The organism is Streptomyces spinosus, from assembly GCF_020400655.1.
In the GTDB taxonomy this organism is placed as follows: Bacteria; Actinomycetota; Actinomycetes; order Streptomycetales; family Streptomycetaceae; genus Streptomyces; species Streptomyces argyrophylli.
Genome location: NZ_JAINRC010000001.1, coordinates 662,207 through 675,812 on the forward strand (window position 1 = coordinate 662,207; position 13,606 = coordinate 675,812).

Here is a 13,606-nt window from a genome sequence, read left to right on the forward strand (position 1 = left end):
CCTCACCTCCCCCGCCACTTCGGCGGGCGCTTCTCCGTGAAGGCGGCGTGGAACTCCGCGTAGTCCTCGCCGTTCATCAGCAGGGCCTGGGTCGAGGCGTCCAGTTCCACCGCCGCCGCCAGGGGCATGTCCAGCTCGGCCGTGAGCAGCGCCTTGGTCTGGGCGTGGGCGAGGGCCGGGCCGTCGGCGAGGCGGCGGGCCAGCCCGGCGGCCGTCTCGTCCGCCCGGCCCTCCTGCGCCAGCTCGCTGATCAGGCCGATGCGCTCGGCCTCGGGGGCCCGCACCGGCTCGCCCAGCATCAGCAGGCGGGTGGCGTGGCCGAGGCCGACGATCCGGGGCAGCAGGTAGGCCGCGCCCATGTCCCCGCCGGACAGGCCGACCCGGGTGAAGAGGAAGGCGAAGCGGGCCGAGGGGTCGGCGATCCGGAAGTCGGCCGCCAGGGCGAGGACCGCGCCCGCGCCGGCCGCCACGCCGTGCACCGCCGCGATCACCGGGAACGGGCACTCGCGGATCGCCCGGACGACCTGGCCGGTCATCCGGTTGAAGTCGAGCAGCTCGGCCGTGTCCATGGCCAGCGTGGCGCCGATGATCTCGTCCACGTCGCCGCCGGAGCAGAAGCCGCGGCCCTCCCCCGCCAGGACCAGGGCGCGCACCGAGCGCTCCCGGGACAGCTCGGCGAGCAGGTCGCGCAGGTCGGCGTAGGCGCCGAAGGTGAGCGCGTTGAGTTTCTCGGGGCGGGCGAGGGTGACGGTGGCCACCCCGTCGGCGATCTCGACCCGCAGGTGGGCCCAGTCGGCGGTGCGGGCGGCGGAGCCGGTGAAGGGACTCATGACGTGCGGCCTCCTAGCGCGGCGGTGCCGTACGTTGCTCTGTCCCATGAAGTTATCACCTGTTTGTGACTGTCGTCACCATGACGCGACAAGCCTGTCGGCGCGCCGGTCACCGGTTGTCGACAGCGACGTAACAGTGCGGACGCGCGGGCGAGGCGGGCCGTTCGCCTGGGTAAGCCGCCTGGTGCCGGGGCCAGGGGGTCCCGGGCGAAGCCCGGCGACGGCCCTGGATGGCCGGGCCCGTACCATTCCTACAGTCGAAAGCAGGACAGCCTGCTCCATGAACGGACTCGCCTTGCACGAACGCCCCGCCGAATCGGCCTCCTGGCGCATCGCGCTGCCGCACACCGCAGCGGCGGTGCCGGTGGCGCGTGCCCTGGTGCGCTCGGCCCTCACCGAGGTGGAGCACGTGGCCGACTGCGACACGGCGGAGCTGCTCACGGCCGAGCTGGTGGCCAACGCGGTGGAGCACACCGCCGGACGCGGCCCGATAGAGCTGGTGGTGGAGCTGGCGCCGACCGGTTGCCAGGTCGAGGTGCACGACCCGGACCCGGCGCCGCCCGGGCACCTGACCCGGCCCGTGATCGAGGAGCCCGACGTCTGGCAGGAGGGCGGGCGCGGGCTGCTGCTGATCCGCGCCCTCAGCTCGTCCTGCGGGCACCGCCCCACCCCCTCGGGCAAGGCGGTGTGGTTCAGACTGCCTGTGATTCCCGCTCAGCGCCGGCCGGCGTGACCTCGGCGGCCGGTCGCGCCAGCGTGGAGTGCCGGCGGCCGTAGACGCCGTAGACCAGCAGGCCCACCGCGAGGAACACGGCGAACTGGAGCCAGGTCCGCCAGCCCGTCTCGTACATCAGGTAGAGGCAGAAGGCGACGCCGAGCAGCGGGGCCACCGGGTAGAGCGGCACCCGGAAACTGCGGGCGAGGCCCGGCTCGCGGCGGCGCAGGGCGATCACCACGACGTTGACGACTGCCATCACGGCGAGCGTGCCGATGGTGCACAGGTTCATCACGGCGTCGAGGGAGGCGAAGGCGGCCGGGAGCGCGAAGACGACCGCGACGATCAGGGTGCCGGCGACCGGCGTGGAGGTCCTCGGGCTGACCTTCTCGAAGACGCGCGGGATCAGGCCGTCCCGGGACATCGACATCAGGATGCGGGTCTGGCCGTACATCACGGCGAGGACCACGGAGGCGATGGCGACGACCGCGCCGAAGGCGATGACACCGCCGCCGACGGTGGAGCCGGTGACCTCGTTGACGACGTAGGAGAGGGCGGCGGGGCGGCCGGCGACCTGGTCGCCGCCGATGGCGCCGATCGCCGCGAGCGCGACCGCGCAGTACAGCAGCGTCACCAGACCCATGCACACCATGATCGCGACCGGGATGTCCCGGCGGGGGTTCTTCGCCTCCTCGCCGGCGGTGGTGATCGCGTCGAAGCCGATGTAGGAGAAGAACGCGGCGGTGGTGCCCGCGCCGATGCCGCCGAGCCCGGCCGGGGAGAACGGCGTGAGGTTGCCGTGCTTGAAGGCGCTGTAGCCGACGGCGCAGAAGGCGAGGAGGATCGCGAGCTTCACGGCGGCCATGGCGGCGGTGGCGCGGGCGCTCTCGCGCACCCCGCGCACCAGCAGCACGGAGGCCATGGCGATGACGAGCACGGCGGGCAGGTTGACCAGGCCGCCGTCGCCGGGGCCGGCGGACAGGGCGGCCGGGAGCTGGAGGCCGGTGAGGCTGTGCAGCAGTTCGTTGACGTACTCGCTCCAGCCGACCGCGACGGCCGAGATGGAGATGCCGTACTCCAGCAGCAGGCACCAGCCGACCAGGAAGGCGGTGGACTCGCCGAGGCCGGCGTAGGCGAAGGAGTACGACGAGCCGGAGACCGGGATGGCGCCGCCCAGCTCCGCGAAGGAGAAGGCGGTGAAGACGCAGGTCAGCGCGGCGAGGACGAAGGAGATGACGACGGCCGGACCGGCCTGTGCGACGGAGTCGGAGAGACCGACGAAGATGCCGGTGCCGACGATGGCGCCGACGCCGAAGCAGATGAGCTGGAAGAGGCCCATGGTGCGCTTCAGACCGTGTCCCTCGCGGTCGGCTCCGGATTCGGCGACGAGCAGGTGCGGGGACTTGATGCGGGGAGCGGGCATGCGGGTGGTGCTCGTTTCTGGTGGTGCGGGCGCCCGGCGTAGGGGCGCGGCGTCGGCTCCGAGAAGGGGTGGCCCGGGGCCGCCGGTCAGGATAAGGCCTGGTGAGGCCGGTCAGGCAAGGGTTTCCCGGCCGAGTGTGGCGACCAGCACCGCCTTGATGGTGTGCAGGCGGTTCTCGGCCTCGTCGAAGACGATCGAGTGGGCGGACTCGAAGACCTCGTCCGTCACCTCCAGCGACGTCAGGCCGTGGGTCTCGTGGATCTGCTGGCCCACGGTGGTGCCGAGGTCGTGGAAGGCCGGCAGGCAGTGCAGGAACCGCACGTCCGGGTTGCCGGTGGCGTGGAGCACGTCCATCGTCACGGCGTACGGGGCGAGGGCCGCGATCCGCTCGTCCCACACGTCCTTGGGCTCGCCCATCGAGACCCAGACGTCGGTGGCGACGAAGTCCGCGCCCCGGACGCCCTCGGCGATGTCCTCCGTGAGGGTGACGCGGGCACCGCTGGTCCCGGCGAGCGCGCGGGCGCGGTCGACGATCTCCGGGGCGGGCCAGTAGGACTTCGGGGCGACGATCCGTACGTCCATGCCGAGCAGGGCGCCGGTGACCAGGTAGGAGTTGCCCATGTTGAAACGGGCGTCGCCGAGGTAGGCGAAGGCGGTCTTCCGCAGCGGCTTGGCGCTGTGCTCGGTCATGGTCAGCACGTCGGCGAGCATCTGGGTGGGGTGCCAGTCGTCGGTGAGTCCGTTGTAGACGGGCACTCCGGCGTACGCGGCCAGTTCCTCGATCTTGGCCTGGCTGTCGCCCCGGTACTGGATCCCGTCGAACATCCGGCCCAGCACGCGCGCCGTGTCCCTGACCGACTCCTTGTGCCCGATCTGCGAGCCCGAGGGGTCGAGGTAGGTCGTGTGGGCGCCCTGGTCGGCGGCGGCGACCTCGAACGCGCAGCGGGTGCGCGTCGAGGTCTTCTCGAAGATCAGCGCGATGTTCCTGCCCCGCAGGTACGGGGTCTCGGTCCCGGCCTTCTTGGCGGCCTTCAGCTCGGCGGCCAGCTCGACCAGGCCGCGGAACTCCTCCTCCGTGAAGTCCAGCTCCTTGAGGAAGTGGCGGCCGGCGAGGGCGGTCGGGACTGTCGCCATGGGGGGGCGCTCCAGATGTACGACTACAGGTGACCCTGTAAGTCTATACGACCTTTCACATTTCTATGCGCTGCGCAGCGTCCCTGCCCTCTCACACGGCGTCCCGCTCCACCGGACAGCTCATGCACCGGGGGCCGCCCCGGCCCCGGCCCAGCTCGCTGCCCGGGATCTCGATCACCTCGATGCCCTGTTTACGCAGGTGCGTGTTGGTGGTGGAGTTGCGCTCGTAGGCGACGACGACACCCGGTTCGACGGCGAGGACGTTGCAGCCGTCGTCCCACTGCTCGCGCTCGGCGGCGTGCACGTCCTGCGTGGCGGTCAGCACCCGGATCTCGCCGAGGCCGAGCGCGGCGGCGATCGCACGGTGCATGTGCTCCGGCGGATGGTCGGTGACCTTCAGTTCGCGTTCGCCGACGCCCGGCTCGATGGTGTACGACCGCAGCATGCCGAGGCCCGCGTACTGGGTGAACGTGTCGCCGTCGACCATGGTCATCACCGTGTCGAGGTGCATGAAGGCGCGCCGCTTGGGCATGTCGAGCGCGACGATCGTGCGCGCGGAGCCGGCCGCGAACAGCTTGTGCGCCAGCATCTCCACGGCCTGCGGGGTGGTGCGCTCGCTCATCCCGATCAGCACGGCGCCGTTGCCGATCACCAGGACGTCGCCGCCCTCGATGGTGGAGGGGTAGTCCGCCTGCCCCCGGGACCACACGTGGAACGTCTCGCCACGGAACAGCGGGTGGTGGCGGTAGATGGCCTCGAAGTGGACGGTCTCGCGCTGCCGGGCCGGCCAGCGCATGGCGTTGATGGAGACGCCGTCGTATATCCACGCCGAGGTGTCCCGGGTGAACAGGTGGTTGGGCAGCGGGCGCAGCAGGAAGTCGTCCAGCTCCATCACGTGGAAGCGGACCGAGGTCGGTTCCGCGTGCTCCGCCAGGAACTCCCGCTTGGTCATGCCGCCGACCAGTGCCTCGGCCAGCTCGCCCGGGGTCATCCGGTCGAAGGCGGCGCGCAGGTGGTCGGTGGCGAGGGGGCCGTACTCCTTCTCGTCGAAGACCCGGTCCAGGACGAGCGCGCGGGCCTCGGGGAACGCCAGGGTCTCGGCGAGCAGGTCCCCGAAGAGGTGCACCTCGACCCCCCGGTCACGCAGTACGTCGGCGAAGCCGTCGTGCTCGGCGCGCGCCCGGCGGACCCAGAGCACGTCGTCGAAGAGCAGGGCGTCCTTGTTGCTGGGGGTGAGCCTTTTGAGCTCCAGATCCGGCCGGTGCAGGATGACGCGGCGCAGCCGCCCGGCCTCGGAGTCGACGTGGAATCCCATGCCTCCATCCTGACCACCACAGCCCCGCTTCACCCTCCGCTCGGCGGTTTCCGCGCCCGCCGGTTTCCGCACCCGGTGCCGGCCGGCGACTGCCGGAAGCGGTCCGGAAGCGGACGGTGACTGTCGGCGGAAGCGGGGGCGGCGCTTCGCTGGGAGCGTGAACAGGTCAGACCGTTCCGGTCGGCGGGAGTACCGGGCCCCGCTCGTCCGCGCCGCGCAGGTACGCCTCGACCGCCGAGAGGTCGGTCCGCTCCAGTTCCCCGTCCCGGACGACGATCCGCAGCTCGGGGCAGACGGCCGGGTCCTGGCGCAGGCTCTCGGTGAAGGTCTCGACGATCAGCGACAGCAGCTGCGTGTGGTCGAGTTCGACGAGGCGGGACAGGCCGGCGCCGATCAGCGGTATCGCCACCGGTCTGAACAGGCCGTGCAGGGCGACCGAGGGCCACAGGCGTTCCAGGCTCAGCCGCAGGTCGGCGGGGGCGGACCGGGCGCGCAGGTCGTTGCCCAGCCGGGAGTAGGCGAGGGCGAAGACCCGGCGTCTGCCGACCGGGACCGGCACGGCCGTGCCGATCGGGTAGCGGATGCGCCGGCCGCGCGGCTTCGCCCGGACGCTCTCGGTGGCCAGCGGGGCGACCTCCCTGAGCCCCCGGCGCAGGTGGTCGGCCAGCAGCCGGTGCCGGCCCTCGAAGAGACGGTCGACCAGTTGCCCCTGCACGCTCTCCCGGCTGATGACGACGTCGTCGGTGGAGGTGTCGAAGGTGTCGGAGAACCCCACGACCAGGTTGGCGTCCTCCTGGTCGAACAGGTCGCCGCGCACCACGACGACGTCCACGCGCAACCCGCGCAGGGTGTGCCGCAGAAGCTCGTCGCCGTGCCGCTCGCGCAGCCGGGCGTTCAGCCGGGCGAGGGCGGCGGCGGCCTCCGGGTCGTCCGGGCGTTCCCGGGCGGTCTGTTCGGCCACCGGCAGGGCGAGGTCGTAGCGGCCCAGCGCGGTGTGGCCGGCGATCAGCTCCCGCAGCGCGGTCTCCCTGAGCTGGGTCAGCCGTCGGACCGGTGCGCGCGCGAACTCCTCGTCCCGCACCTCGGTCAGCGGCCGGCCGCGCCACAGCCGCAGGGCGTCGGTGAGCAGCCGGACGGCCGAGGCCGGTGCCGCCCGCAGCGCGTCGCCCACCAGGCGCGTGAACACGACACTGTCCAGCTCGTCGTCGGACAGGTCGAGCCGGTAGGTGCTCTCGGCGCCGCGCGCCGTCGGCAGCCGTCCGGTGCGCAGGATCCGGGCGCCGTGCCCCGGCCCGGCCCGGTCGAACGCGCGCCGCAGCTCCAGGATCCGTTTCTGCACCTCGTTGCGGTTGCGCAGGTCCTGGTGCGGCAGCTCCACGGTCGGCTGCCAGACGTCCAGGTACAGCCGGCGCGCGGTGACGGCCTCGCCGTCGGCGGCGACCAGCCGGAGCAGCAGCCGGGCGGTGAGCGGGGTGAGGCGTACGGCGGCGCCGTTCACGTCCAGCCGGACGGGGCCCAGAACGCTCACCCGTATGCACGGGGCACGGGTCTGCACGCGCCTCGCCCCCTCCGCCGCGTGACGTCCCGTCAACTGTGCCGTCAGCGTAGCAAGAGGACGTGGAGGGAAGCATGCGATCGACCGGTCCCCACCCGTCGCCGCGGTCCGCGTGGCCGCGTCTCCTGCGGTCGTGGCGCGACCGGCGGGTGTTCGCGGGCAGCGTGCTGGCGGCCTTCGGCGGGGTGTCGGCCGTCGTGCAGTTCGCCGGCCAGCTCTTCCCGGGCGTCGTGTCCCGGCCCGGGCTGGTACTCGCCGGCTCCGTGACCCTGTGCCTGGCCTGGGGGCTGGCCCGGGCGCGTCCGCAGGCCGCCGTGCGGCAGGAGTTCGCCCGCCCCGGGATGACGGTGGTGGTCGAGGAGGGCGACCTCTTCGAGCAGCCCGGACAGCTCGTGGTGGGGTTCACCGACACCTTCGACACCGTCGTGGACGACGGTGTCGTCATCAACGACGGCAGTGTGCAGGGGCAGTTGCTCGCCCGTCGCTACGCGGGGGACGCCCGGCGGCTGGACGCGGAGCTGGCCACCGCGCTGGAGGGGGTGACCCCGGTGGCGTGGGAGAGCGCGCGGGACAAGCCGCGCGGCAAGCGAGCCCGGTATCCGGTCGGCACGGTCGCCGTCCTCGGCACCCGGCCCGACCTCGTCTTCGCCGTCGCCTACAGCCGGATGGGCAACGACTGTGTCGCCTCCTCCAAGGTCCAGGACCTGTGGCTGGGCCTGGACCGGCTGTGGGACGCCGTCCACCGGCACGGCCAGCTCGAACGCCTCACCATGCCGTTGACCGGCGCGGGCCTGGCCCGGCTGCACGACCTGGACGAGGACAGCCTCCTGCGGCTGATCCTGCTGTCCTTCGTCGTGCACTCGTGGGAGCGGCCGGTCTGCCGCGAGCTGCACGTGGTGGTCCGCCCCGGTGAGCTGGCGCGGATCGACCTGCCGGAGACCGGCGCGTTCCTGGCCGGCCTGGCGGCGGGCGCCCGGCGCCATGTCTGACGCCGGGCGGCCTCGCGCCCCGGTGGCGGGGCGTGAGCGGTACGGGCCCGTCCCCCGACCGTGGACGAACCACCGGGCCCGTACCGCGGCTCAGCGGACCGGCGGTGCCGCCCGCCCGGTGCGGCCGTACGCCGACAGGTGGCGGTACGGCCAGGTCTGGAGCCAGTCGGAGCGGGTGTCGTCAACCGTGCAGCCCGCCAGCTTCAGCCGCTCGGCGATCTTGCGCAGGGCGGTCTCCGTGCCGTCGAACCGGATGACGTTCCGGCCGGCGACGTCGGCGATCGGACGCAGCTCCCCGACCTCGACCATCAGGGTGCGTTCCGGGTAGGCCATCAGCACCATGCCCAGCTCGATGAGCACGTTGGGCCGGGGCTGACCGGTGGGTTCGGTCTCGAATGGCGGCTCGGTCCGGCCGCGCAGGTCCGGGTGGAGCTGGACGATGTCGTCCGGGGTGAGCAGCACGACGGCCGCCTGGGCCAGCTCAGGGGCCCCGGCGACGACCTCGCCGAGGAAGGGCGCCGTCTTGCCGGTGGCCTTGACCAGGTCCTCCCACTCCAGCGGGCGCAGATCGAGCAGGCGCAGCAGGTCGAACATCCTCAGTCGCACCTCCTCGTCCCGCCCGTGGACGACGAAGACGTTGCGGCGGCGGTCGGGGGCGGGGCCGTCCTGGTCCGGTCCGGCGGCACGGGCGGCCGGAGGAGCGCCGTAGTGGTTCTGCGTACCCGAGTTGGTGGTGTTGTTGTTTCCGGTGACGAAGCTGTTGTTGTGCCCGAAGTCGTTCCGGCTCCCGTAGTCGCTGCTGTTGCCGCCCGTGGAGGTGTGCGTCATGCGGATCCCGCCCCCTGACCGCCGTTCGGGCCGCCGAAGCTCTGCGTGCCCGAGTTGGTGGTGTTGTTGTCGCCGTGCACGAAGCTGTTGTTGTGCCCGTAGTTGTTGAGGATGTTCGTCTGACGGGCCTCGTGCTCCGTCAGGTCCACGTTGTGCTCGTACAGGAAGTCACGGACGACGTGGAGGAACTGGCGCTCCACGATCTGCGTGTACTTGATGGTGTCGGTCTCCTGGAAGAAGACGTGGAAGTGGGGGCTGGTCGCCATCTCCCGGACGCTGGTGACCGCGCCGCGGTTGAGCAGGGCGTCGGCGTAGCGGCCGAGGCCGAACTCGCTGGTGTCGGCCGGCTGCGGCAACCGGATCTTCTCCTTGGCCCACGGCAGTCGCGGCAGCACCCGGGCACCCGCGGCCCTGGCGGCGGCCGACCGTACCGCGGAGTGGGGCGTGCCGCGCAGGGTGTGCCAGGCCAGCTTGACCAACAGCCGCTCGTCCAGGGCTGCGGGGAGCCGGTCCACCAGCCGGAAGCTCGCCCGGACCGGCGCCAGCACGTACGAGTAGAACTCGGTGTGCAGGGTGTTCCCCTTGAGGTCGAAGCCCACGAACGCCGTGGTGACCAGTTCCTGGTCCCAGGAGCCCACCCGGACGCACAGATAGCCGCGTCCGGTGTCGTGCACGTCCTGCCAGTCGCCGTCGAGCTGCTCGGGGGTCGGCTCCGCCACGCCCCGGAGCGTCGTGACGGCCGTGGTGAAGACGCTCCGCTCGACGGCGAGGCCCTCGATCCGCTGCGTCGGACGGGCCTGGGCTTGCAACCGGGCGGTCAGGCGGTCGGCGACGTAGGCGCTCAGCTCCTCGACGGTGAAGGGAACGACCTCCTTGCGCTTGGGCTCCTGGCCGGCCGTGCCGGGTGCCGCGGGCGGACCCGCGCCGGGACGGCCGTCGAACACCCCGAGCGGCGCGCCGATCAGCAGTTCCGCGTTGGACCAGCGGCGCACCTGGGTGCCCGCGCCGACGAACGGCTTGTAGCCGCCGTAGCGGATCACCGTGCCGTCCGAGGACTGTTCCCGCCTGATCTTGTCCACCAGCTCGGGCGTCAGCTCCGGGTGCTCGGGGTACGAACCGTCGAACCCCCGGCGTCCCCCGCCGGTCGGAGGGGCCAGCCGGCGCGTCAGGGTCTGGAGGGTGACGACCCGCCGCAGGAAGGCGGTGACCCACAGCAGCCACAGCACCGCCAGGAGCGCGGTCCACCCGCTCAGCGCGCCGGTGATCACCAGGACGGACGTGACGGCGGCGCCCGCGGCGAACACGGCCAGCCGGAGACGCTGGAGCCGGCGCGCGGCCAGCGCGTGCGCGAGCACGGGCACCGCGTCGTAGCCGTACGACGGGGCCACCACCCGGTACCGGTGGGTCAGCAACTCGCGGATGACGCCGGCGCGGTAGACCGGGTCGAGGTAGGTGCCCGCGCACAGCAGCCGGGTGGCGTTGCTCGTGGCGTCCGCGGCCGGGCGGGCCGCGGGCGGCCGGTCCGGTTCGGGCGACGGGGCGGGCACGGTGAGGAAGTCACTCGCCATTGTCTTCTCGCTCCGCTCTGCTCAGCCGGTGGGGTTCATGGAGGCGTCGGTGATGACACCGTCGACCACGGTGTACCGGCCGCTGTACGACTTCTGCGTGCCGTCGGTCTGCCGGGCGAGGAGATCCACCCAGACCGTCTCGCCCTGGGCGGACTCGATCGTGACGTCGTCCCGCTCGGTGGTGGCGAAGCCCGACACGAAGGAGGTGTAGGACGCGTCGAGGTTCTTGCCGCCCAGGTCCCAGGCGGTCTGGTAGTCGCGCTCGTTGATGGCCTCGAAGAAGCGGGTCACCGTGCCGGCGGGGCTGTCGGCCGTCTCGGTGCTCTCGGTGCCGGCCGGGCTGGAAGCGGTGTCCGTGGGGTCGGCGCCGTCGGTGGACGGCCAGGTCGGCGTCTCGTACGCCGTGGAGGTGTCCGGTGTCGGCGTGTCCGGGGACGACGGGCCGGAACCGCCGGAGTAGCCGTCCGAGTAGCCTCCGGAGTAGCCGCTGCCGTAGACGGACGGCGTCCCTGGTCCGCCGCCGTCCTGTGAGCCCAGGTGGGACGCGATGCCCATGAGGAGGATCAACAGAAAGGGCACACCACCGATGAGCAGTGCGTACGTTCGCTCCCTGCCGCCGGCGGGTAAGAGGCTCGGCGGCTCGTAGGTGTGGTTCATGGGTCCTCGCAACTCCCGGCAGACGGCCGGGATCTCGCTGTTCCGTCAGTATGACGACAGTCACTCTGCCCGACATCCGCCGGGCGGGCGCCGGATTCGCGCTTCCGATGCGCTTCCGATCCGCGACGCGCGGGCGTGCGGCGGACAGGGGTTCAGATCGCGGTGCAGGGCACCGGCCACCGCCGGACGCGCGGGGGCAGGGTCACCGCCCAGTCGCCGCCCGTCAGGACCAGCCGCTCGGCCGCGAGCAGCCCCAGCGCCTCCCGCTCGGTGGGATCCAGCCCCGCGACGGGCGTGGGCTCCAGCAGCCGGAGGAACGTGGCGTGCAGCGCGGGGTGGTCGAGGGTCAGGCGGACGGCCGTGCCCCGCTCCCTGCGGTCCAGGACCGTGATGAAGTCCGGTCCGCGCCGGTGGTAGAGGGTGCCGTGGGCGTGGCCCGCCCGCCAGGACGCCAACACCCGCGGATCGGCGTGCAGTTCGGTGGGCGGAGGCAGGTGGCGCAGCAGGCGGGGGTCGTACGACGGTGTGCCCGTCGCCCGCCAGTCCACGCCGAGGCCCAGGCCCTGGCACTCGCGCAGGAACCGTACCGCCTCCGCCGTCGCACGCCCCGTGCCGCTCATGTCCAGGGGTTGGGCGACCTCGACCCGGCGCCCGGTGCGTCGGTGCGGCACGCGCCCGGGCAGCCCCTCCACCGCGTCCTCCCCGGCCGGCCCGTTCGTCCTGCCCTCCCCGGTCAGCCCGCTCATGCGGCCCCCTCGGGCAGCCGGACCGGCTCTCCCCAGGTCGGCAGGGAGACGTACGTGGTGCCGTCGCGGAACAGCAGGGCCAGGGAGTACGCGTGGTCGACCCAGGCGCCCAGGGACCGGGCCGGCACCTCGTGGCCGCCGGCGGTGAGCAGGCGGTGCAGCGCGGGAACGGTCCGGCCGTCCTCCAGCCGGCGCAGGGCCGCGGCCCGCCAGCCGGTGAAGCGGTGGGTGGCGGGCGGGCGGCCGTAGCGGCGGTCGTGCACCAGCAGCTCCGCGCCGTCCTCCTCGAACAGCAGCCGGGAGTCCGCGTGCCCGGCCCGCCAGTCGGCCACCGCCTCCTTCAGCCGCCGCTCGACCGGGCCGCCGATGCCCGCCGGTTCGGTGTCGAACAGGTAGACCAGGTCCGCGAGTTCGTCCTCGGGCAGGTCGTAGACGTGCTGGTACATCGCGGCCGGGCGGCGCTCGCCGAAGCCGAGGCCGGGGTCGGTGAAGTGCGGGCTGAACCGTTCCAGCTGGATGCGGTGGGCGCCGCTCGGCGGCTGGAGGTGGACCAGCGCGGGCAGCTGGTCGATGACGGGCGTGTAGTCGTCCGCGGTCTCGCCGGGGAAGCCGTACAACAGGTTCCAGGAGCAGGTCAGGGCGTGATTCTCGCACTCGCGCAGGGTGCGGACGTTGCGGGCGCCGGTGACCCCCTTGTCCATGAGGTCCAGGACGCGGCTGCCCAGGCTCTCGATGCCGGGCTGGATGTGCACGGTGCCGGAGGCGCCGAGGAGCGCTAGCTGGCCGGCGGTGAGGTTCGACTTCACCTCGTAGTGCAGCCGCAGGTCCCAGCCGCTCCCGGCCACGCGGGGCAGGAAGTCGCGGAAGTAGGCCATGTCGATGATGTTGTCGACGGTGACCACGTCGAGGAGGCGGTGGCGGCGCACCAGCCGGTCGATCTCCGTCCACAGCCGCTCCCCCGGCTTGGCGCGGAAGGCCATGGCCGTGCCGTTCAGCCCGCAGAAGGTGCAGTGGTGCTTCTCGCCCCACCAGCAGCCCCGGGCGCCCTCCACGACGAGCTTCGGGTGGATGTGCTCCAGGACCGGGGAAGCGTCCAGCGCGGCCTGCCACTGGTCGTAGTCGGGAGAGGGTATGTCGGCCGGGGCCACGGTCCGCCGGGTTTCCGTGTTGGCCCGGGACACCGTGCCGTCCCACCAGCACAGCCCGGGGACATCCGCCGGGGCTGTCCGGGCCTCCAGGTGGTCGAGGAGGGCGGGGAAGGCGTACTCGGCCTCACCGCGGACCACGTGGTCGACGAAGGGGTGGTTGCGGTGCAGGGCGTGGCCCATCGGGCCGTCGCAGTTGCTGCCGCCGAGGACGACCGTCACCCCGGGGCGTCTTCGCTTGAGTTCGCGGGCTAGGGCGAGGGACGGCACGTTCTGCATGAAGGTGCTGGTGAACCCGACCACGTCCGGTCCGGCGGCCAGGATCTCGGCGGCGCAGGCGTCGATGAAGCCGGCCGCGTACGGGCGCATCGCGAGCGCGGTGCCGATGGGGACGTCCCGGCCGGCCGCGTACTCCTTCAGCCGGGCCTCGCCCCAGCCGGGGTCGTCGTACAGGACGCCGGAGAAGACCCAGTCGCCGAGCCCGTGGAAGATGGCGTCGCTGCCGACCGCGACGTAGTCGCCCGGGCGGAGCCTGCCGCCGGAGTTCTCCAGCAGGAACTCCGCCCAGCGCAGCGAGCCGTGGAACTCGCTCACCTCGTCGCCGGGTCGGGACCGCCGCACGATCCGCTGGAGCAGCCCCAGTTGCAGCGAGGGCAGGTCGAGGGGGTGCCACGGCATCGTGACCAGGTGGACACGCATGC

Annotated in this window: 12 protein-coding genes; 2 read left to right on the top strand and 10 right to left on the bottom strand. The window is 72.6% G+C overall.

Features of this window, described 5'->3' with window-relative positions; all coding sequences use genetic code 11:
- Nucleotides 1-2: 2 nt before the first annotated feature.
- Nucleotides 3-830 (bottom strand): enoyl-CoA hydratase family protein, encoded by an 828-nt coding sequence (locus LG395_RS02765; protein ID WP_225808299.1) that lies wholly within the window; start codon nt 828-830, stop codon nt 3-5.
- A 280-nt stretch (nt 831-1,110) separates the two neighbouring features.
- On the opposite strand from LG395_RS02765, the gene LG395_RS02770 reads away from it, so the two are divergent.
- Nucleotides 1,111-1,563, top strand: coding sequence for an ATP-binding protein (locus LG395_RS02770; RefSeq protein ID WP_171151951.1), 453 nt, complete (start codon nt 1,111-1,113; stop codon nt 1,561-1,563).
- Here LG395_RS02770 and LG395_RS02775 read toward each other — a convergent pair.
- The 4 genes from LG395_RS02775 to LG395_RS02790 all read right to left on the bottom strand — a co-directional run bounded on the left by LG395_RS02775 (nt 1,523) and on the right by LG395_RS02790 (nt 6,945).
- Nucleotides 1,523-2,968 (bottom strand): amino acid permease, encoded by a 1,446-nt coding sequence (locus tag LG395_RS02775; protein ID WP_225808300.1) that lies wholly within the window; start codon nt 2,966-2,968, stop codon nt 1,523-1,525. The two genes, LG395_RS02770 and LG395_RS02775, sit on opposite strands and share 41 nt — an antisense overlap.
- A gap of 111 nt (nt 2,969-3,079) precedes the next feature.
- A complete protein-coding gene (gene argF, locus LG395_RS02780) occupies nt 3,080-4,102 on the bottom strand; it encodes an ornithine carbamoyltransferase (RefSeq protein WP_225808301.1) in 1,023 nt (340 codons plus the stop codon).
- A gap of 91 nt (nt 4,103-4,193) precedes the next feature.
- On the bottom strand, nt 4,194-5,417 hold the full coding sequence (locus tag LG395_RS02785) for an arginine deiminase (protein WP_171151958.1): 1,224 nt from the start codon (nt 5,415-5,417) through the stop codon (nt 4,194-4,196).
- A gap of 166 nt (nt 5,418-5,583) precedes the next feature.
- Nucleotides 5,584-6,945 carry an AfsR/SARP family transcriptional regulator gene (locus LG395_RS02790; RefSeq protein ID WP_225808302.1) on the bottom strand — a complete coding sequence of 454 codons (1,362 nt, stop codon included), beginning with the start codon at nt 6,943-6,945 and terminating at the stop codon, nt 5,584-5,586.
- Nucleotides 6,946-7,046: 101 nt separating this feature from the next.
- Between LG395_RS02790 and LG395_RS02795 the strand changes: the two genes are divergently transcribed.
- On the top strand, nt 7,047-7,961 hold the full coding sequence (locus LG395_RS02795) for a macro domain-containing protein (RefSeq protein WP_225808303.1): 915 nt from the start codon (nt 7,047-7,049) through the stop codon (nt 7,959-7,961).
- 90 nt (nt 7,962-8,051) lie between these two features.
- Here the strand turns inward: LG395_RS02795 and LG395_RS02800 are convergent, their stop codons facing one another.
- From LG395_RS02800 to LG395_RS02820, 5 genes are all read right to left on the bottom strand, one after another.
- Nucleotides 8,052-8,789, bottom strand: coding sequence for a TIR domain-containing protein (locus tag LG395_RS02800; protein WP_225808304.1), 738 nt, complete (start codon nt 8,787-8,789; stop codon nt 8,052-8,054).
- A complete protein-coding gene (locus LG395_RS02805; protein ID WP_225808305.1) occupies nt 8,786-10,357 on the bottom strand; it encodes an AbeC-like domain-containing protein in 1,572 nt (523 codons plus the stop codon). The genes LG395_RS02800 and LG395_RS02805 overlap by 4 nt, the downstream gene beginning before the upstream one ends.
- A gap of 21 nt (nt 10,358-10,378) precedes the next feature.
- Entirely contained in the window at nt 10,379-11,014 is a 636-nt protein-coding gene (locus LG395_RS02810) for a hypothetical protein (protein WP_225808306.1), read from the bottom strand.
- Nucleotides 11,015-11,166: 152 nt separating this feature from the next.
- Nucleotides 11,167-11,760, bottom strand: a complete 594-nt coding sequence (locus tag LG395_RS02815; RefSeq protein WP_171151967.1) for a DUF5825 family protein — start codon at nt 11,758-11,760, stop codon at nt 11,167-11,169.
- Complete coding sequence (locus tag LG395_RS02820) at nt 11,757-13,604, bottom strand: RiPP maturation radical SAM C-methyltransferase (protein ID WP_225808307.1); 1,848 nt, start codon at nt 13,602-13,604, stop codon at nt 11,757-11,759. The genes LG395_RS02815 and LG395_RS02820 overlap by 4 nt, the downstream gene beginning before the upstream one ends.
- Between the last annotated feature and the right edge of the window lie 2 nt (nt 13,605-13,606).